At 43.5% G+C, this 21,075-nt stretch carries 16 protein-coding genes; 10 read left to right on the top strand and 6 right to left on the bottom strand.

What is annotated here, in order from left to right:
• Window positions 1–97: 97 nt before the first annotated feature.
• On the bottom strand, window positions 98–1,561 hold the full coding sequence (locus ACDZ28_RS07660; protein WP_375104380.1) for a DHA2 family efflux MFS transporter permease subunit: 1,464 nt from the start codon (window positions 1,559–1,561) through the stop codon (window positions 98–100).
• A gap of 165 nt (window positions 1,562–1,726) precedes the next feature.
• Here ACDZ28_RS07660 and ACDZ28_RS07655 point away from each other — a divergent pair, with 165 nt between their 5' ends.
• Window positions 1,727–2,281: a TetR-like C-terminal domain-containing protein gene (locus tag ACDZ28_RS07655; RefSeq protein WP_375104379.1), complete on the top strand. Its 555-nt coding sequence runs from the start codon at window positions 1,727–1,729 to the stop codon at window positions 2,279–2,281.
• Window positions 2,282–2,420: 139 nt separating this feature from the next.
• On the opposite strand, the gene ACDZ28_RS07650 is transcribed toward ACDZ28_RS07655, so the two are convergent.
• The gene (locus tag ACDZ28_RS07650) at window positions 2,421–3,572 is read right to left on the bottom strand and encodes a metallophosphoesterase (RefSeq protein ID WP_375104378.1); all 1,152 of its coding nucleotides are present in this window, start codon (window positions 3,570–3,572) and stop codon (window positions 2,421–2,423) included.
• A 301-nt stretch (window positions 3,573–3,873) separates the two neighbouring features.
• On the opposite strand from ACDZ28_RS07650, the gene ACDZ28_RS07645 reads away from it, so the two are divergent.
• The 7 genes from ACDZ28_RS07645 to ACDZ28_RS07615 all read left to right on the top strand — a co-directional run bounded on the left by ACDZ28_RS07645 (window position 3,874) and on the right by ACDZ28_RS07615 (window position 12,512).
• Window positions 3,874–4,914, top strand: a complete 1,041-nt coding sequence (locus tag ACDZ28_RS07645) for a zinc-binding dehydrogenase (RefSeq protein WP_375104377.1) — start codon at window positions 3,874–3,876, stop codon at window positions 4,912–4,914.
• Window positions 4,915–4,950: 36 nt separating this feature from the next.
• On the top strand, window positions 4,951–6,891 hold the full coding sequence (locus ACDZ28_RS07640) for an alpha-amylase (protein WP_375104376.1): 1,941 nt from the start codon (window positions 4,951–4,953) through the stop codon (window positions 6,889–6,891).
• A gap of 15 nt (window positions 6,892–6,906) precedes the next feature.
• Window positions 6,907–8,043: an extracellular solute-binding protein gene (locus tag ACDZ28_RS07635; protein ID WP_375104375.1), complete on the top strand. Its 1,137-nt coding sequence runs from the start codon at window positions 6,907–6,909 to the stop codon at window positions 8,041–8,043.
• A 21-nt stretch (window positions 8,044–8,064) separates the two neighbouring features.
• Complete coding sequence (locus ACDZ28_RS07630) at window positions 8,065–8,724, top strand: dihydrofolate reductase family protein (protein ID WP_042131655.1); 660 nt, start codon at window positions 8,065–8,067, stop codon at window positions 8,722–8,724.
• Window positions 8,725–8,799: 75 nt separating this feature from the next.
• Entirely contained in the window at window positions 8,800–10,164 is a 1,365-nt protein-coding gene (locus ACDZ28_RS07625) for an MATE family efflux transporter (protein ID WP_375104374.1), read from the top strand.
• Window positions 10,165–10,386: 222 nt separating this feature from the next.
• On the top strand, window positions 10,387–10,890 hold the full coding sequence (locus ACDZ28_RS07620) for a hypothetical protein (RefSeq protein ID WP_375104373.1): 504 nt from the start codon (window positions 10,387–10,389) through the stop codon (window positions 10,888–10,890).
• Between the two features lie 419 nt (window positions 10,891–11,309).
• Window positions 11,310–12,512, top strand: a complete 1,203-nt coding sequence (locus tag ACDZ28_RS07615; protein ID WP_375104372.1) for a macrolide family glycosyltransferase — start codon at window positions 11,310–11,312, stop codon at window positions 12,510–12,512.
• 58 nt (window positions 12,513–12,570) lie between these two features.
• On the opposite strand, the gene ACDZ28_RS07610 is transcribed toward ACDZ28_RS07615, so the two are convergent.
• Window positions 12,571–13,329 carry an SDR family NAD(P)-dependent oxidoreductase gene (locus ACDZ28_RS07610; RefSeq protein ID WP_375104371.1) on the bottom strand — a complete coding sequence of 253 codons (759 nt, stop codon included), beginning with the start codon at window positions 13,327–13,329 and terminating at the stop codon, window positions 12,571–12,573.
• A gap of 137 nt (window positions 13,330–13,466) precedes the next feature.
• Here ACDZ28_RS07610 and ACDZ28_RS07605 point away from each other — a divergent pair, with 137 nt between their 5' ends.
• Window positions 13,467–13,853 (top strand): MerR family transcriptional regulator, encoded by a 387-nt coding sequence (locus tag ACDZ28_RS07605; protein ID WP_042131650.1) that lies wholly within the window; start codon window positions 13,467–13,469, stop codon window positions 13,851–13,853.
• A gap of 39 nt (window positions 13,854–13,892) precedes the next feature.
• On the opposite strand, the gene ACDZ28_RS07600 is transcribed toward ACDZ28_RS07605, so the two are convergent.
• From ACDZ28_RS07600 to ACDZ28_RS07590, 3 genes are read right to left on the bottom strand one after another with little or no spacing between them, the layout of a single operon-like run.
• Complete coding sequence (locus ACDZ28_RS07600; protein WP_375104370.1) at window positions 13,893–14,849, bottom strand: DUF5643 domain-containing protein; 957 nt, start codon at window positions 14,847–14,849, stop codon at window positions 13,893–13,895.
• A 20-nt stretch (window positions 14,850–14,869) separates the two neighbouring features.
• Complete coding sequence (locus ACDZ28_RS07595; protein ID WP_375104369.1) at window positions 14,870–16,027, bottom strand: DUF4179 domain-containing protein; 1,158 nt, start codon at window positions 16,025–16,027, stop codon at window positions 14,870–14,872.
• Complete coding sequence (locus tag ACDZ28_RS07590; protein WP_375104368.1) at window positions 16,020–16,562, bottom strand: sigma-70 family RNA polymerase sigma factor; 543 nt, start codon at window positions 16,560–16,562, stop codon at window positions 16,020–16,022. Before ACDZ28_RS07590 ends, ACDZ28_RS07595 begins: the two co-directional genes overlap by 8 nt.
• Window positions 16,563–16,842: 280 nt before the next feature.
• Between ACDZ28_RS07590 and ACDZ28_RS07585 the strand changes: the two genes are divergently transcribed.
• Window positions 16,843–20,973, top strand: coding sequence for a glycosyl hydrolase 53 family protein (locus ACDZ28_RS07585; RefSeq protein WP_375104367.1), 4,131 nt, complete (start codon window positions 16,843–16,845; stop codon window positions 20,971–20,973).
• The last annotated feature ends 102 nt before the right edge of the window (window positions 20,974–21,075 follow it).

The following is a 21,075-nucleotide window of genomic DNA, read 5'->3' as shown; positions in this document are numbered from 1 at the left end:
GCGGGGCTGAAACCAAAGCTAGTGAGCTGAAAATAGCTATGAGGATAATGCAAAAGGACAGCGAGCAGCTGTCCTTTTGACGTTCCACTTTATGAGTCTATTCTTCGCTAGCTAGGTTTGCTTTCTTTTCAATCGTGATCTTGCTCTTCATAGGCATAAATAATGTTATAACAAATGCGGCAATGGATAATATCATCATGAAGTAATAGGCGTCACTCGCCCCTAGAATGGATGCTAGGGATTTAAGGATTTCAGGAGTAGTAGCGGGATTACTCTGCATCACTGTGGCCGCATGACTTGTTGCCTGCACAGTATAAATTGTAATTACGACAGCAGTACCAATAGCGCCAGCAATTTGACGAACGGTATTGTTCACTGCTGTACCATGCGTACCTAGTTGTTTGGGCAACGCATTTAGTCCGGCTGTATTGAGTGGCATAGTGATAAAGCTTAATCCAATTCGGAGACCAATGGTACGAATCATTAGATACATATAGGTTGTCGATTGAGACAAATCGGTTACCGCCCACATAGATGGAATAATAAAGAGTAAACCAATAATGAATAGCGGCTTGGCACCAAAACGGTCGTATAATTTTCCGGTGACGGGCGACATGAACGCATTTACAAGTGCCCCCGGCAGCAAGAGCAATCCTGCATCAAACGCTGTGAAACCACGGCCATTTTGCAGATAAATAGGCAATAAAATCATATCTGCGTACATCATCATCGTGATCAATACGTTAATAAGAGATGTCATCGTAAAAACTTTATTTTTGAAGACAGACAGGTTTAGCAGTGGATCATCAGACTTGATTTGTCTTATACAGAATGCAGCCGTTACAGCGATCCCAATCCCTAAGGTCAGAATTACTATTGCATCGTCCCAGCCTTTACTGCCTGCACTACTGAAGCCGTATAAGATCAGGCCGAATCCGACGGTTGATAAAAGAACACTTACTACATCAAGCTTCGACTTAGAGGTCTCAGATACATTCACTAAATACTTGAATGCCAACGCTATAACAAGGATGACAAGTGGGATGAGGGCGATAAATAACCAGCGCCAAGAGTGGTATTCGACAACAAATCCCGCAAGAGTCGGCCCTATAGCAGGAGCAAATATCATTGCCAGTCCGAGCAGTCCCATAGCACTGCCACGTTTCTCAACGGGGAAGATGGCGAGCACAACACTCATCATGAGCGGCATTATTATGCCAGCACCCGCAGCTTGGATCATTCGTCCGATTAAGAGTAGACTAAAGCTCGGCGCCGCTGCACAAATAATCGAACCGATTAATAAAAATGACATGGCACTTATAAATAATTGCCGTGTTGTAAAACGTTTCATTAAATAGGCCGTAATCGGAATCAAAATCCCGTTGATCAGCATAAATCCGGTTGAAATCCATTGTACGGTTGTTGCTGTAACATCAAAGACATCCATCAGACTACTTAAGGCGACATTTAAAAGTGTCTGATTGAGTGTGGATAAGAAACAACCAAAAATTAGGATGGTTAGTAGGATTCCTTTATTTATTTTCTTAATGTCTTCTTGCATGGTGCAGGCCTCTCTTCATTGCTTTTTCGACATAGTGTCGATAAAATAAATCATATCAGCATTTAAACGGTATTCCTATTTGCAATTTTATTAAAATGTCGACTAATCGACAGAATGGGTAAATTAGTTGATGAAATACTATATAAACGATAATAGAGGGATGAAATGTCCGAACATAAAAGAGTTGATCCACGAGCCATTCGCTCAAAAAAGATGCTGAAAAATGCTGTTTTTTCATTGTTGGCCGACAATGTGGAGATTTCTCAATTAACTGTCCAAAAAATCGCCAACCGTGCTGAACTGAATCGTGCAACGTTTTATTTGCATTATGAGGATATTAACGATTTATTGCGCCAGATTGTACATGAAATCTTTGATGACCTGTCCATGAAGGTTGAACCGCTATTACAAATGAAGAGCAACAATGAACAGGAGCAGCTGGTCACATTTTTAAATTATTTTTATGAATACCGGAAAGTTTTTGCTGTATTGATGGAGCACAAAGGCTTCAAAAACCACTTGACCAACCTGTTAAAGAATACTGTCGAAAAACGAAGAAACGCCAGAAACATAGACCCCAATAAAGAAGTAGTCTCTGTTGATATAATTGCAGCATCACTACTTGGGATTATTATGTGGTGGATTAAGGATGGCAGCCAATATAGTGCGGAATACATAGCGGGGCAGATTACCTTGATGTATAAAAGAAGGTATTTATAAGCGCTAGACTACGCTGCAGGAGGATATGGGGAACCGATAGCTATTCTAAGTCAGAATGAAGTGAGTGAAACAATAAAAAGCGGTAGTCTAGGACGTTAATTCTCGTCCAAAGGCTGTCCGCTTTTTTCAAAAAATCATATTATTTAAACTCAGCCTTAATCAGTGCTATCTCACTATTCGTGCCAATGCGTAATGGCGGTCCCCAAGTCCCTGCACCAGATGTAACGATGACGTGAGGACTGTTCGAATTCTTCTGATAGTGGCCATAATCTACTGTAAACATAGCGTTGGTGATTAGGTTTCCAGGGAATACTTGTCCTTGATGCGTATGTCCGCTAATGATTAGATCGACGTCATCTCCGTATTGAATCATATTCGTTGGTTGATGGTCCATTACGATAACGGGCATATTTGTATCAATCTTACTCATCACTTCGGAAGTAATTGCTCTTGGGTTTCCTTGATTGCCAATCGGTGATGAATCCCTCCTACCAACAACAACGAATTGATTATCTATAACAACATGCTCATCATTTAGAAGTTTAATATTACTCTTATCTATAAAGTTCACAATCTCATCGTATGATCGCCCTGCATCATGGTTGCCTAAGCAAGCATAAACTCCATAGGTGGACTGAAGGGTACTTAATAACTCCATTCCTTTGGAAGGATTAGAGAGCGCGTAGTAGTTACCATTAAAGATATCCCCTGTCATTAACACAATATCCGGCTGTAATCCATTAATACGATCAACAACGTCTTCAATAAATTTCACATCATTTATGTAGCCCAAATGTAAGTCGCTGATCAGAACAATATTTAATTGATCTAATGAGGTGTTTTTATGAATTTGGATCGGATAAGTGACTTCTTTTAACTGATTCGCATTATAAATCCCATAAGACACTAACCCTATGACTAGAACTAACACTACTGATCTTGTATGAAAAATAACACGCGCTGGTGTAGGAGAGGGGATGATTTTAACCCACTTACTAACCAGTAAGATTATATCTGAAAGGATCAATAGCAATAGCAAATAGAAATAGATCCCCATCCAATAGTCCCCGAATTGACCCAAAAAGTTAACGATGCTTAAATCGGTCATCATAGCTGAAGAGGACAATAGTAAATTAATTATGATTGTTAACGCACATAAGCTGTAGATGACTCCATATAGAATCCCGTTTACATTTGGAAATATATGTTGCAGCCATTTAAAAATCTTTCTCGCGATATAATAGTTAGTTGCCGCGTACAAAGCGAATATACACAGAAATGCAAATATCATATGATGAATCACCCTTTTTCTTTAGATTTCTGAGAGTAAACAATTATTATCAATAAGAATGAATAAATAGTCATGTACTCAGTAAGAGTAACATATTTTTTCATGTTGGAAGAGGAGATAGTTGATTTTGAATAAGAAGAATCGAAACGGTTTGAACATATTTTAAAGCGCTTACTTATATGAAATTTATATAAAAATGTAAACTATAGCATTTTACGACAATATTCACCTTACTTTTACATGGGGGGTATGATATATTCTGGGCGAATATGGATAACTCAAACAGAAAGGAAGTATGCGTATGGAAGCGCTGGTGTGGACATCCAATCATAAGCTGGAACTCTGCGAATGGGAAGAGCCACAGATCACAGCCCCGGATGAAGTTAAGATCCGGATTGAGATGACTGGTATTTGTGGAACAGATCTAGCAGTCGTAACCGGTAAAGAGGAAGGAGTATCAGGGGTCATTCGCGGTCATGAGGCTGTAGGGACTGTAGTCGAAATCGGCAGTAACGTTGACCGTGTTAAGGTGGGCGACCGTGTAGTTATCGATCCGAATCAAAGCTGCAATGAATGTTATTTTTGTTTGAAGGAACAGCCGCACCTATGTACGGGTCAGGATGGAAATGGAATGCCTATTGCTGGATTGAATCGAAACGGGACATTCACTTTTTTTTATGCTACTGCACAAACGTTTGCACACCTCCTTCCTGATCATATGAGCTGGGAGACGGCAGTCTTGATCGAGCCACTTGCCTGTGTGCTGCACAATTTCAAAGAGGCTAACGTCTCAGCAGACGATAAGGTGCTCATTCTTGGATCGGGTCCGATGGGACTGTTAAGTCAAATTGTGAGTAAATCCAAATCCGCGCTCACGGTGGCGACAGAAATTAATCCCTATCGGTTGGCTTTTGCCAGAGAGATTTCAGATTTCGCTCTGACACCTTCCCAATTAAATCAAGCTACTGTGGATGAAATCTGCGAGGGACATAAGTTTGATCTGATTATCGACACAGTGGGGACACAGCTCGAAATGGCAGAGAAGTGGATTGAGCGTGGGGGCCGCATCGTTCCTTTTGGTATTAATGCAAAGTACCGGTATACCTTTTCTCCTACCAAATTCGTACAGCTTGCAATCAAAATTATTGCGGCAGGCGAATACCGCTACATGTTCGAGGAGGCTTTGCGGTTTGCCGCTGAAACACCTGAACTGGAGAAGCTGGTAACTAGAAAAGTTAGGCTCAGCCAGCATGAAGCAGCAATAGACGAGTTGATCGGCTATGAGTTGAACTCTTTGAAGGTGGTTAGGAGTGAAACCGTAAAGACGGTTTTTGTTCCTTAAAAGAAATCCTACAATCAATGAGAGGTGGCACTGATAATGAGCAACGACAGCAAATTTAGGCTAGTTCAGGACTACTTGTCTATACACAGGGAAAAAGACGTGGAGCCCATTTGGATACCTGCAGTGTGGAATGAGTGCCAGTATGAGCGTGTTCTCTTTGAAAAAGACGGTGAAATCTGTGTACATCCGTATGATTTTATGACGGAGCATTTGAAGTATGTGGACAAGCTTTCGTGGAGGTATTTGCTCAAGGAACGCACGAATCTGGACGACAGCGCGATCTATTCCTCACTTATTCGGTATTCGACGGCTTGGGATTACAACCATGATGGAACAATCGAATCTGGTACGTTTTTAAGATTCCTTATTCTTCTGCCGCTGCTAAAAAAAATGGGCATCAATATTCTATACATGCTTCCTGTGAACCAGTACAGCAAGTTAAATCTGAAGGGGGATATCGGATCACCTTACGCGGTGCAGTCGTTATTTCACTTGGACCAGAACCTGCATGATAGCTTGTTGGATGGTATGGAAGAGTTCACGATCCACGATGAGCTTAGCGCTTTGGTAGAAGCTTGTCATTTACTTGATATTAAGACCGTTGTTGATTTCATTCCCCGTGTAACGGCGAAAAACAGCGCGTTCATTAATGAACATCCTGAATGGGTGTATTGGATCAAGATGGATGAATTAGAAGGCTTTGCGCCACCACCGATCCCTGAGCTTGGTTTTTTTCAGGAGTGTACGCCTGACAAATTGGAGACGGTCTATCAAAGCCAGGAGACCGCAGCATTTCTGCGGAAGTTCTCACTGCCACCCAATGAACTTCATCCAATCCTTTGGCAGCAATTAAAAGAGAGGGCTGATAGAACTGGGGAGGAGATATTAACTTTGGTGGAGCGAGAGATGGGGATAACGACTGCTCCAGCGCATTCGGATTGGATAAATGATGTACAGCCGATTTGGACAGACATTACGTTTTTACGCCTATACAAGGACTTTTCTCCACAAGTGAGACATCTTATAAGTCCGGATCAGGCGCCATATGTCCTTTTTGATACGATTAAATGCAATGACTATCCTGGAGAGGAGCCGAATTTGGAGCTCTGGGATGTTCTGGAGGAGGCCGTACGGTTTAATCTCGAAAAATATGGAATTGACGGCTTTCGCATCGACATCGGACATGTGCTTCCAACACCGTTGCTGACTCGAATTTTTAATACGATTAAACAGCTGAATCCGAATGCAATCTTGATCAGCGAAGATTTGTTCAATCGTAACCACAAGAAGGCAGCGAGCACCGGTTACAACATTATGCTAGGGAGCGGATGGAACGTTATGACTCAGATTACTAAGGAGAATCTCGTTTCATTCTTAGAGGAGCTGCCGGAGTTGAACATTCATGTGTTTGCCTGTGCAGAGACGGCGGATACTCCCCGGATCACAAGCCGTGGCGGTATAGACGTTGCTCGAATGATCGCGGTGTTTAATCAATTTCTTCCGAACGCCATTCCGTATGTGACGACGGGCTATGAAATGAATGAAGAGCAGCCCCTCAACTGCGGTCTTGGAGACAACACGAACGGAGAAGAGATTTCTCGTGCTTTTTTTAACGTCATGCAGATTAATTGGACCAATCCTGCACCGATGCTGCCGCTGCTGACGGAGCTAAGTGAATTCAAGAAAGACTGGCGCCAGCTAGTTCAGCCAGAGAATTTTTTCGTGGCTCAGTCCCCGGAGGGTACTGTTCTGTACGGATATATGCACGGGGATCGGACGCTGTTATGCTGCTTTAACTTGAGTGCTGATACTTCCTGCCAAGTCGATTTAAAGGCTGCCGTACCTGGTCGATACCCAATGTCCGTGACACTGGATAGTTGCTTAACGGACAGCAGCGTAGGTCAGGTGTTCGAAAGCTTACTGCTTGCGCCTAATCAGGCACTAGTGCTAGTAAACAATCATAGACAAGTTAGTTAAGGGAGAGAGGTTGCAATGGAAAAGAAAAACAAGGAAATCGTGTTATGGCATGAGTTTGATGGTCCGGGAGATACCTCGATTGAGGTGTTAGAGGGAATTTGCAAGCTGTATACGGAGCGCTTTGGCGTACAAGTTACACCTCAAGTGATGAATATTACAGAGCTGACTGCGCGCCTGAACCGAATTAAGGATACCCACCAAGGTCCGCACCTGGCGATGGTTCCCGCCGACATGTCCTCTTATGTCGAGAATGGCCTCTACTCCGAGGTGCCTGGCGGGCTGCTCGATGATGTGTTGACTGAAGGGACCCTTTCAACGATGCAAATGGATGGCGTTCAGTATGGTATTCCGGTATTGCGGGGCAATCATCTGGTCCTATACTACAACTCAGAAATTTTCACTAGTGCGCCGACGACATGGGATGTGTTCGAAGAGGAAGCTGAGAGGTTATCCGCACAAGGTATCGTGCCGATTGGCGCAGATTTACAACAGGGCTATTGGTTTATTCCGTTCCTTACGGCTTTTGGTGGTTGGCCTGTACAGAATGGAAAGCCGAATATCATCACCGCTGAAATGAAGCAGGCACTACAATTTATCCGCGACAAGATGGATCAAGGTGTACTTGTAAGTCTTGATGGTTCTACAGGACTGCTAGAGCAGTTCATTGATGGTAAGATCGGCGCCATCATTTGTGGCGAGTGGATTTATAATCATCTGGATAAGCATATGAATCATAGACTTGCGGTTTGCCAGCTTCCGGTCATCGAGGGGAGGCAATCGCTATCCATGACTTCTTCCATCGGCCTGATCTATCCCAATCATTCGTTAACATCAGAGGAGCGGGAAGATATTTTATCATTCACGCGTTTTATGCTGAGTGATGAATGCCAAACTATGTGGACGCTGGATGTGCAGCGGATTCCGGCACAGGAAGAAACACTTAAACGGTTAACTGGTATTGTGGCACCTAACAAAAAAATAATTTTATCATTATTGGATCAAGCAAGGCCGATGCCGACTTTCCCCTTCATGATCCACGTATGGGAGGCACTGAATGCAGGTCTTATCGAGTTGCCCTTGAGTAATCCTGAACAAGCGCTTAAAAAAATAGAACAGAGCCTCCAAGCATCTTGGGGCGCATTTAAAAGCTAATAAGAGACGGGGAGAAGACAAATGAAAACAACGATATTCAGCCAAATTTCGATTGACGGAAAGCTCACGATGGGAGCCGGTAATTCGAGTAAAGAGCTTTTTTCTTTGTTTTCCAATGAGGATATGGAATTCATCCATCTATTTCGGGGGAACGTGCAGGGCATTATGGTTGGAAAAAATACGATCCTGACAGACAATCCGTTTCTTACTAATCGATATGAGGAGAACAAAAATCCAATTCGTATCATTCCGACAACTACCTTGGATATTCCGCTAGACTGCAATGTTCTCTCGGATCAGGGGAAGACGATTATTGTCACAACCGAGAAAGGACGGGATGAAGAAAAAATCAAGCAGATTCGGGAAAGAGGCAAGGAATGCCTCATTTGCGGCGAGGATAAAGTCGATTTCGTTGAGCTTGAACGTCAGCTTGAGAAAAATTATGGGATTACTAGCCTGATGGTCGAGGGCGGCGGATTTTTGAACTGGCATATTTTCAATCAGGATATCGTTGATGAAATTATTCTGATGCAGCTACCGATCATTATAGGCGGCTCCACGAACATTACTTTAGTGGATGGAGACGGGTACCAGCAATTGAGCTTTGCAAAAAAGTTCAAAGTTGTAGAAATTCAGCCAAAAGATAATTACACGCTCATGCGCTACAAAAAAGTAGTATGACCTCTCACAAGGTCATAGACTCCAAAAGGCTATGGATTCGGGAAAAATTAAGAATATGGGGGTTGTGAACATTACATGTCAGATAAAGAGAATTTCTACAAAAGTGTGTATAAAATAGCTGTGCCCGTCACACTTCAGAGCTTACTGATGGCCTTGCTCAATTTGACGGATCAATTGATGGTCGGTCAGCTTGGAGATGTGGCGATTGCCTCGGTGGGGATGTCCACCAAAATATACGGAATTATCGCGGTTGTCTTAGCCGGTTTATCGACGGGTGTATCTATTTTTGCTGCCCAATTTTGGGGGAACAAAGATTCCAAAAGTGTCTCCCAGGTGCTGGGTCTCGGTCTGATCGTCGGCTTCGCGTTCTCGTTCCTGTTCTCTGCGGCTGTATTCATCGATTCGCCGTTCTTTCTGAGTATGTTCACTACAGATGCGAATGTAATAAATGACGGGTATATTTTTCTGCAGATTATGTCGATTGGCTTTGTGCCTGTCATGCTCACGATGATGTATTCTGCGATTTTGCGCAGTACCGGGCATGCCAAATGGCCGATGTATGTTAGCTTAATTGCTGTTGGATTGAATCTTATACTGAACTACGTGCTTATCTTCGGTCACTTCGGCGCTCCTGCACTTGGCTTGAAGGGTTCGGCAATCGCTACACTTGTTTCCAGAGTGATCGAATGTTTATTAATCATTGGCGCCGTGTACCGGTATCGGTTACCGGGAGCTGTCGGATTAAGGAACTTGTTGATCATTCCTAAACCGCTCGTCCGCAAGTTTTTTGGAACGACTTATCCGCTGTTGCTAACGGAATTGATCTGGGTGTTGGGTGAAACGGCATATGCAATCATCTATAGCCGCATGGGAACGACGGAAATGACAGCAATGACCATTACCTTCCCGTTGCAAGGGCTTTGTATCGGCTTATTATCCGGTCTGGCTAGTGCAGCCGGGGTGCTCGTTGGCAACCGTTTGGGCGCGAACGAAACAGATATCGCACTCGATCACGCCAAAAAATTCATTCGGCTTGGTATCATTATCTCTCTGATTGTAGGGGCTATCATTGCGGCAGGTTCGAAGCTGTATGTATCCGCATTTAATATCTCCGAGGATGCCAAACAAATGGGTGTGTATATCGTTATCGTATTCGCTGGATTTCTTTGGGTCAAAGTATCTAATATGATTATAGCGGGTGGCATTCTAAACAGCGGGGGAGATAGCAAGTTCGTATTTAGCATGGAATCGACAGCAACGTGGCTGATTGGGGTCCCATCTGGGCTGCTGCTGTCATACGTCTGGAAGCAGCCGGTCTACCTCGTGTATCTTGTCATCTCACTGGAGGAGCTTGTCCGCTTTGGTTTTGGCTATGCCCGGATTTACTCCCGCAAGTGGATGAGAAATTTAGTTAGCGATTTGGCTGAAAAAGCGATGTAGAGGTTAAGGTTACATAAAACTCTGCAACTATCCGGGATGATTGGTTTTTGTTGCTACCGATTTGATTGTCGTATGGGGTGGCTTTGAATGGGTGATAATTAGTTAAACGGATCTAGTCAGAAAGGAACTGCTATGCGAGAAACCTCTAGAAGGTATAGGTTCAATGATGTTATTGAAATGATTTTGTACATCATATGCGGTGTATCATTTGTTTATTTTAGCGTGATTGGGAACTATGGTAAAACCTTTCAAGCGGGTCTTATCATTGTCGTCCTATTACTCTTTAGGGGCTTAATCACATGGACTAGAAGCGAATTGCCTCCTGCACTGCGGTTCTCGGTGCTGATCTTTATCACGATTACGATGATGCTCGCCAATTTATTCAATATGTATGCGTTCATCCCTTATCTAGACAAGATTGAACATCTGCTGTCCGGAGTTATTCTATTCTTCGTAGGACAATTCATTTTGATCAAGATGGCTAAGCGTAAAGAGCTGGGCGGTTTACCTCCCAACATTATCATCTGGTTCGCTTTCCTGTTTGCTGTTGCCATGGCTGGGATGTGGGAGATTTATGAGTTTACAGTAGATCATCTATTCGGATTACATTCACAAAACGGTAGTTTGAGCGACACGATGATGGATATGATCTGCGGAACATTGAGCGCAGCCGTCACAGCCGTTTATTTGTACAATAAAGCGCGCAGCACAAGAAAATATGACTAACGTTGATTTAAACGATCACTAGGAGGCTTTTTAGGAATTGTAATCTGAAAAATAGTTTCTGTCGTTGTTCCCTCGAGCAATCGCACGCTGCCATGGTATAATTCCGCAATTTCTTTGACGATTGAGAGGGCGATGCCTTTGCCCCGATTTTGACCGTGAGATTCACTTCCTCTGTAACCTCCGTTAGTCTAATTCCCAGATAATGGCCCTCTTCACCGTACCGAACGACATTATCCAGTAAGTTGCGGAAAGCGCATTCGACAGCGGCGCGTCGATTAGTGCTGGCAGAATGGTTTTTGCGATCATCCATTTGAGAAGTAGAAGTCGGCTGTTGATGAACGTATAATGGGTACATTGAAAAGGACAGAATTGGGAGCTACATACATCATAATTTAGGTCATAACTGAGGAGTGGAAGGGATGGCGCGTGTCTTATTTATTAATGCAGGATCAGAGGGACATATCAATCCAACGATTGGTATTGTACAGGAGCTTATTTCTCGTGGAGAAGAGGTAGTGTACTTCTCTATAGAAGCTTTTCGGGAACGTATTGAGGAGACGGGCGCTTTAGTGCGGACATTGGACGATCAACAGTATATAAAGGCTTTTATTTCAGGTGGAAGAGATTATTTACTCGAAAGAGTGAATGGGCTTTTACTTACAGCGGATATAGTTATTCCGGGCGTTCTTGAGCAGATCAAAGGGGAGCATTTCGATTACATCATTCATGATTCCATGTTTGGTTGCGGACGTTTAATTGCTCAAATCCTCAAGCTTCCTGCAATCAACTCTTGTACTTCTTTTGTACAGACAAAGGCATCATTTGATCAACTTATGGAGCAGTTTTACATGGAAGCTCCTGCAGAAATAGTAAAAGCTGTGGACGATAGATTTCAAAGCCTGACGGCAAAAATAAAAGAAGAATACGGCGTGGAAATCCATTCTCCTTATGAAGTGTTCTGTAATCCTGCACCACTTACAATCGTTTATACGACAAGGGAGTTTCAACCTTATGATGAAGCCCTGGATCAATCGTATAAGTTCGTGGGTCCATCTATCTCCTCACGATCAACTCTAGATGATTTTGACCTTTCTGCAATTAAGGGAAAAGAATTAATTTACATTTCAATGGGCACAGTTTTCAACCAAGCCATAGATTTCTATAAGCTCTGTTTTAAGGCATTCGGGAATATGGATCATACGATTGTGATGTCCATTGGGAATAAAGTCCAAATCTATGATTTGGGAGAAATTCCGCAAAACTTCATTGTGAAAAATTATGTTCCACAAATGAATGTATTGCAAAACTCGAGAGTATTCATTTCTCATGGTGGAATGAACAGTGTGCATGAGGGTCTCTATTCCGGGGTTCCGCTAATTGTAATCCCACAAAGCGCGGATCAACCGATCATTGCTGAGCAAGTTGCCAATGCAGGAGCGGGTATTAAATTACAAATGCAAGGATTAACTGCAACTGAACTACGTGAAGCTGTAGAGCGTGTGCTGACCCTTCCATCATTCCAAAAAGCTGTTGCAACAATTAAAGATTCTTTTCGGACATCCGGTGGGTCACATCAAGCTGTGGATGAGATTCTCGAATGGAGGCTTCAATATCTTGGTTAGTTTGCAGGGTCATCCATTGAAGGATGGCCCTCTTCATGCCTTAACTTACAAGACAAGTCTATCGCGTACGCTCCACATAATTAAAAATAGCATCTTTCAACTCAAATTCGTACGTCAAACCATCCACTAATCCCACCACATGATTGCTGTCATAAAGATCAAGCATGAATCCAGCCATCTCCTTTGCGGTATGGAATTTAGGCACAGCACCGTGATATTCGAAATCCGTGATATCAAAAGCATGCTTCGCGAATTCTGTTTCTGTTGCGGCAGGTGCCAACACTTTAGCCTGCATAGGTGCACCTTGACTCTTCAACTCATGAGATAGCCCTTCAGTAAATGCACTTACATAAAACTTGCTCGCACAGTACGTTATAGCATTGCCCACAATCGTATAACCGCCACCAGATGAAACGTTAATTAATTGAGTGCCTTCAATAGTGGAGTAGTCTCGAACGAATAGAGAGGAGAGTATAGTTAACGCTTCTATGTTCAGATGTAGCATTGTAGTTATTTTATTTAAATCTTGTTCGGCCACTGAAGCAAAGTTCCCAAATCCGGCATTGTTGATCCAGGTTTCGAGGGGATACTCTTGCAAGCTTTCGTAAAGTGAATAAGCATTCTCAATAACGGATAAGTCAGTCGTTCGAATGATAACTTCTACATCAGGCTGAATACGGGTAATTTCAGACTGTAACTCCTCCAGCTGTTCCTTTCTGCGGGCAACAAGAATTAAGTTTTTTCCACGCGCTGCAAAAGCTAGAGCAGTTTCATAACCTATCCCTGAACTAGCGCCGGTAATTACAGTGTACTTCATGTGATTTCCTCCTATTTTTAAACGAGCATGTAATTTTATCCTACAGCGATTTGATTATATAGGTTAGAGTTTACTCTAAGGCAAATGTTTTTTATAATCAGGGTGACTTTCAAAACATATTAGATTCGAGGACTCATATGTACACGATTAGCGAGGTATCCAAGTTATTGGAGATAACTACATATACACTGAGATATTATGAAAAAGAAGGGATCGTTGCTCCGATTCGCAATGCCAATGGAGAAAGGGTATATGAGGATACTCATCTTGCTTGGCTGCGATTTGTACTGAGGTTGAAACAAACCCAAATGCCTATCGCACAGATCAGGCAATATGCCCAGTTATACCTAGAGGGCGAGCATACAAGCCAAGCCCGTTTGGATCTTCTCGAAGATCATAGAAGCTCAGTTCAGGATCAAATCAGGCATTTAACAGAGACAGAGAAGATGCTGAACGACAAAATTACCAATTATAAATCCTTCATTAGTAAAGGGAATACACTGGATTTGTCTATGCATGATTAGTAGTACAATTACACTTCGTCCATGCAGAAGGGGATTACCTCAGGCCTTACGGCCAACAGGTAATCCCCTTCTGTTGCAGCGATAACAATTATTTTTCAGAGGAATTTTGATCTCCAGTTGTTTGTTGTAATTTTTAACTACTTTACCTTCGGCATCTACTTTGTAAGCCCCGGCAGTGCCTTTTTCAAATACGGCTTGATAAGGTCTGATAATCAGATATTCTGCGGCTGGGCGAAGTGCCTCGAACAATAAATCTTCAGAAACAGAATTCTGAGTTGTTGCAACAGATTCCCGTGCAATATATTCTAATTCATTTCCCAGATTATCATAAATGTCATATCCTAAAGCCTGTGCTTGGTTAACAGTCCCTTTAACTGCTAAAGCAATACGCACAGAAGTCTCTCCCACAGCAACGCGAGTGGTTTTGATCTCAAATTGGTTGTCTTTCTTTAAAGCTGGCAGCTGAATGCTACGCGCTACTCCTGCTTGCTTGAGAGAAAACTTTAGTACATACGGAGCTTCGATTCCGTTAAGCTTCACATGGATGCTCAATTCAGAGGAAGCCAGGCTTGCCTTTTGTTGCTCAGTAAGCCATCCGGTCTGCAATACAACAACTGCCTTGTTGGCATCACCGTCACTGATCCAGCGTGGTGTTTTTAAATCAATGTCTCCTGGTTGAGTGAGCTTGGCGTCTACTCCCACAATTGTTCCTTCTGCAAGATAAGGTTCACCTTTATCATTCAAGGTTACGCCTGCGAGCATTCCTGAGAACAGGGATCCTTCACGGCTCAGATCGATCTTAATATAGTTACCGTCAAACTGTGCACTGCCCTTTAAAGTAAGCTGATCGTGTGAATCGGCGACTTTTGTTGTATTCAGGGAAGCTTCAGCGGCAGGTTGAACACTGGCTGCTTGGGTTAAAGCCGGCATTCCCAGCGCTCCAAGGCATACAGCAGCACTTAAAATTACAGACCATTTCTTGGTCATTTTCTCCATGATATCATTCTCCTTAGTTTTTATTTAACTAGCACGTTTATTTCCAGACCATCGATATAATGCTTCACAGGATTTCCGGAACTATCTGCTTTGAATGCGCCACTCTTACTTTTAGAGTCCTCGAACTCATAAAGATAGCCATGGATTGTGAGCATATTAGGATATTTCTCGAACGGCTCAATAAGCAGATTCACATCCTGTGATCTATTGGAAGAAAGGAGCGCTTTTTGCGATATATTTTTCAGAACCAGTCCCTGTTCATCCTTCACTTCAAAGCCCAATGTATTAAAATCTGTGTGATCCCCGTCAGTCTCCTGTTCAATATTGAGTAACAGACGCGTGGTTAATGGGCTATATTCCAGCTTTTGCAGCGTCAGACTCCATCCCTGTGCTTGTGCACGTATATCAGGTACGGCAATACTATTTTCTGTTACCTTTCGTGCAGGAATCTCCAGAACATATGGTGTATCTATACCGTTCAAGTGAAGGGTTACAGTCAGTACAAATTGATCAGGAAAAGGCTTGGTGATCCCCAAATTCGAAGAATCCACCAGTTCAAAAATAGCTGTATTCTGCTCCTTGCCTTCCGTCCAGGTTAGAAAAGGAACAGCTTTCCAATGACCATCTGAGAATTCCTCCAGGGAAGACCCGTCGATCAGTACTTCTACAGAAGTTATGGCACCTTTCGATAGAAAAGGCTTCCCATCCTCTCCAATCGTTACTCCGGCTAGCTTACCTTCCAGTTTATCTCCCTCACGTTTCACAGAGAATGCCAATCGGTTGCCATCAAATACAGCCTCTTCGGCAGATAAGGTGATTCCTTCATGCGTATCACTGCTGTTCGGCCGGGTGATTAGACCCAGACGCTGAGCGGCTTGCAATCCTATATCATCTGCCCGTTCAAAAATTCCGCCTATCCATGGAAGCTGTTTGAGTGCATTGGCCAACGCTGGCGGATAGACGGCTGTTAGCATAACACTTAGCACTATCGCTACAGATACAGCAGCTGCGATCTTTGGATATATCCGTTTTTTCTTTTCCTTTTCCACAGGATCCTGGACAATTGTGGCGAGCGATGCATAAATCGAATCCTGCCGCGACCGCAGTAAAGGAGGAAGCTCCTGTATATTAGCCTTGCCTAGCTCCCTGATCTGCTTTTCTAAATGGTTATTATTCATTAGCAAGACCCTCCTCCCGCACAGGATGTATCTGTTTGGACAACAATCTCCGTGCGCGCTGAAGTCGTGCCCTGACCGCTCCCTCGGAGATGTCGAGCACATCTGCAATCTGCTTAATGGATAAATCGTCATAATAAAAAAGCACGATAGCAAGCCGCAGAGATTCGTCCAACTGATTAATGAAGCTTTGCAGGTCTACGTTGCCTGAATCTTCAAAATGCACATAGGAATCGACCGGTTCCTCGGGAATTTCCGCCACAGCTATAGTTCGCTCTCGCATACGAAGTAACTGATTGCATTCATTAATCAGGATGCGTATAACCCAGGTTTTAAAAAACTTAGGCTGTTTAAGGTTGGCCAACCCTTTATACACCTTCAGTGTCGTTTCCTGAAGAGCATCCGCGCAATCTTCATCTTTTAGCAGAATGGTTTTGGCTAATCTGTACAACTGGGGTTCCAGTTGCCTGAAAAGACGGGTAAACGCCTCGTGGTCGCCTTTCTGCGCTTTTTTGATATCCAGTTCGTTTTCCAGCAAATGATTTTTCCTCCTTGAGGGCCCTCTGTATGATTAGATGGAGAAGGCATACAAAAAGTTATATTTGGATAAAAAAATCTAAAATCTATTTACTATCATCTATTCCAGAATAGAGGAAAATGAAGATTAAAGCCTATAAAGCTTGCTTAAGCATACAAAATGTTTTCTTTTCATCCGTTACTAAATATTTTAACTATTGGTATATTGATTTGTAAGTGCTTACATAACTTAGGACGCACATATATGCATCTGAAAATTTAGAACGGAAGGTGATCAGAACATGCGAGTTAATCAAAAAGGTATCTCTGTCTTTTTAGCAGTGTTGTTGATGTTAAGTTCATTCTCATTCAACATGAGGAGTGCTTTGGCTGCAGATTCGAATAGTTCGTTAATAGTAAATGGCGGTTTCGAGGACGATTTCTGGGAAGATGGATCATGGAGTGTCGATACGGCAAATTGGGATCAAGTAGAAATCAAGCATTTTGCATATGCCGATGATACTTGGCTAAGCCCTGATGAAGGAGCTCATGCTTTCAAATATTGGATTAACAAAGCCGCTACTGGAAACCAGACGATCGCGCTTAAGCAGACCATAACGAATCTCCCTGCGGGAAGCTATGAGCTCTCAGTCAAGTCGATGGGCGGTACTGACAAGGAAACAGGGAATGTTGAATTGTTTGCGGGTGACGAGAAGGCATCCGCTGTTGCTACCACTGGCTATAATGCTTGGGGAACGCTCAGCCTGAAGTTTATCTTGAAGCAGGATACCCCGAGTTTTGAGGTTGGTGCGAACATAAGCGGCGCTCCAAGCGCATATGGTTTTTTGGACAGCTTTGAGTTGAAACAGTTGAGTACGGATACGACCCTGCCGGTGCCGGCGGATATTTTTGTGAAGAAGGTAGAAGGACTTCAGCCTGATTTTATTAAGGGCGTGGACATCTCCAGTATTATTTCTTTAGAGAATAGCGGAGTCGAGTTTTACAATGAAAACGGAGAAGTGCAGGATATATTTACAACCGTACATGAAGCTGGGGTTAACTACGTTCGGGTACGGATATGGAATGATCCTTTTGATACAACTGGTAATGGTTATGGCGGTGGTAATAATGACCTGGCAACCGCTATCGAAATCGGGAAAAGAGCGACTGCAAACGGTATGAAGCTACTGGTCGACTTCCATTATTCAGACTTTTGGGCCGATCCCGCCAAGCAGCATACGCCTAAGGCGTGGGCAAACTTGAGTTTTGAAGATAAGAAGACCGCACTTTACGAATATACCAAAGTAAGTTTGGAAGCCCTGCTTGATGCAGATATTGATGTTGGCATGGTTCAGGTTGGTAATGAAACGAATGGACAATTCGTCGGTGAATCTGATTGGACGAAGATTAGCCAATTGTTTAGTGCGGGAAGTAAAGCGATTCGAGAGATCGATTCTAATATTCTGATCGCTCTGCATTTTACAAATCCTGAGGGGGCAGGCAGATATGCTTCCTATGCGAAAACCTTGCAGAATAATAATGTAGACTATGATGTATTTGCAAGTTCTTATTATCCGTTCTGGCACGGCACTTTAAGCAATTTGACATCCGTGTTGACGCAAGTGGCTGATACTTATGGAAAAAAAGTAATGGTAGCCGAAACCTCTTACGCGTATACCGCTGAGGATGGAGATGGACACGGAAATACAGCACCACAAAGTTCGGGTCAAACTCTAAACTATCCTATCAGCGTTCAAGGTCAGGCCAACTCGGTTAGAGACGTGATCGAAGCTGTTGCGAATGTGGGTGAAGCGGGAATAGGTGTGTTTTATTGGGAACCTGCGTGGCTTCCGGTAGGCCCGAAAGATAATCTGGAGCAGAATAAGTCGATTTGGGAAAAATACGGTTCAGGCTGGGCATCTAGCTACGCCAAGGAATATGATCCAAAGGATGCAGGGGAATGGTACGGAGGAAGTGCTGTTGACAATCAGGCTTTGTTTGATTTTAACGGACATCCGCTTGCTTCACTGAATGTATTTAAATACGTTAATACAGGTGCTGTTGCTCCGATTGCTGTAGATGAAGTAAAAGATGTAACTGTCACAGCGATTGCTGGGGAGCCAATCCATCTGCCGAAAGACGTAAGTGTTATTTATAATGATGGAAGTTCGGCAATGATTCCAGTAACGTGGGATCAGGTTGCGCTTGAGCAAGCCATTAGCCAGGGAGCGGGCAACTATGTGATCGGTGGAACGGTAGAAGGCGGTCAAACGGTTAAGGCTTTTCTAGTCATTAAAAAAGAGAACTTTATCGTCAATGCTGGCTTTGAAAATAGCGATAGAAGCATGTGGAAAATCACCTATGCTAACGCTAAAGAACCACACACAGACTTCCAAAACAAAGTCTCAGATGCCAAGACGGGCAACTACTCTCTACATTTCTACTCTGCGAAAGCAGTGGACTTTAGAGTGGAGCAGACTATTTCTGGGCTGAAGCCGGGATATTATAATCTTTCAATGTTTATTCAAGGGGGAGATGCTGTAAACCCCAACATGAATCTATTTGCTGTAACGGATGGTAAAGAAGTGAAAATAGACACTGGTGTGAAAGGATGGACACAGTGGAATAATCCTGAGATTCGGGATATTCTCGTTACCGATGGAACGCTAACGATCGGAGCAAATATCAAAGCCGATGGCGGCGCATGGGGAACGATTGATGATTTCTATTTAAGCTATGTAAGAGGTATTGAAGAGTCTGCTATTGTTGATACAAATGCAGAAGTACAACAAATCACTTCTATGACTGCTAAGGTTGGAGGAAACATCACTTCGGATGGTGGTGCTGAGGTTACAGAGCGGGGAGTTGTATATTCCACTACCGCCACTCCTACAATTGCTGACGGTAAGGCCATAGCTGAATCGGGTGGAACAGGAGCCTTTTCAGTGAAACTTACGGGACTTCAATCGGGATCTACCTATCATGTACGTGCCTATGCCGTGAATGGAGTCGGAGTAAGCTATGGGCAAGAGATTACGTTTACGACATTAAGTTCTAGTGCAAGCTTGAATAGCATGAATTTGAGCGGCATAACATTGGATCAAACAGTGAGCGGAAGTGTATACGATTATACAGCGAGCGTACCGTATTCCTTATCTAACTTCACAGTGACGGCAACGGCGAGCGATGCTGTTTATGGTACCTTAACAGCGAGTGTGTACAATAGTGCCAATACGCTTGTGGCTGGTCCGATAAGTTTGACAAGCGGGGAAACGAGCGTAGAAATTCCTCTTGAAGTAGGTAGTAATCGTTTGGAGTTATTCGTAATTGCCCAGGATGGCACAGGTACGAAGTATACTGCAACGATAACGAGAGCTGCACAAGATAACGGTTCTGATGATAATGGCAACGGTGGTAATGATGGCGGCAGTAGCTCCAACATCGTACTTCCGGTTATCTCCACCAACGGGAAATTGACGCTTCCCGCAGGTCAATCCGGTGAAGTCAGACTGGATAATGGGCTTGTGATTTCTATTCCGGCTAATGCTTCAGGCAAGCAACTGACATTAACAATTGAGAAAGTACTCCAAACAGAGAGTCTTCTCAGCAATCATGAGATTCTCGTAAGCCCGATCTATGAGATTCTAAAAAACTTCGCGGAGAACTTTAGTAAACCGGTCACGCTAACCTTTGTGTTCGATTCAGGACAAGTGAAGGGCGGCCAGACTGTAGCGATCTTTTATTATGATGAAGTGAAGAAGAGCTGGGTGAAAGTTAACGGCGGCAAAATAGATGGAAATCGCATTGCTGCAGATGTGGATCACTTTACGAAGTTTGCTGTACTCGTAGTGGATCAAGCGACCGGATTGCCGGTAACAAATGCATCTACTGAACCGACAACAGAAGCTGGGTTCAGTGATATCTCCGGACATTGGGCGGAGGCCAATATTAAGAAAGCGGTGAGCGAAGGGATCATCAAGGGTTATACGGATGGAACGTTCAAGCCGAATGCTACGGTGACACGCGCTGAATTTGCGGTGATGCTGATGAATGCGCTGAAGCCTACTGGAAACGGTGTGGAACTGGGCTTCACAGATACAATCCCTGCTTGGGCCGAGAAGTCCATTGCACAAGCCTTAGAGGCGAAGATTATACGCGGCTATGAAGATGTTACCTTCCGTCCGGCAGCGAGCATAACACGTTCGGAGCTGGCAGTTATGATCGCTAGAGCAGCAGGGGTAGATTTAACATCGGCGGCATCAACAGGCTTTGCTGATGATAGCCAAATTCCTGCATGGGCAAAGGATGCAGTTGCAGCCGTGAAGAAATCAGGCATTGTGAGCGGACGTAATGGCAATGTATTTGCACCAAATGAGACCGCAACAAGAGCAGAGGCAGTAACCATCATTATGAATCTCCTACAAACTAAATAGTAAGCTTACTTGATTAAGCAAATAGACCGTCCTTCGGATGGTCTATTTGCTATGTACAGCCATGCTGAGGGTACAAAAAAAGAAGAACCGACAGACTATGCC

It is taken from the genome of Paenibacillus sp. RS8 (assembly GCF_041956825.1).
Classification (GTDB): domain Bacteria; phylum Bacillota; class Bacilli; order Paenibacillales; family Paenibacillaceae; genus Paenibacillus_AQ.
Note: the sequence above shows the minus strand (reverse complement) of the source record. Positions and strands in the feature narration are given on the sequence as shown.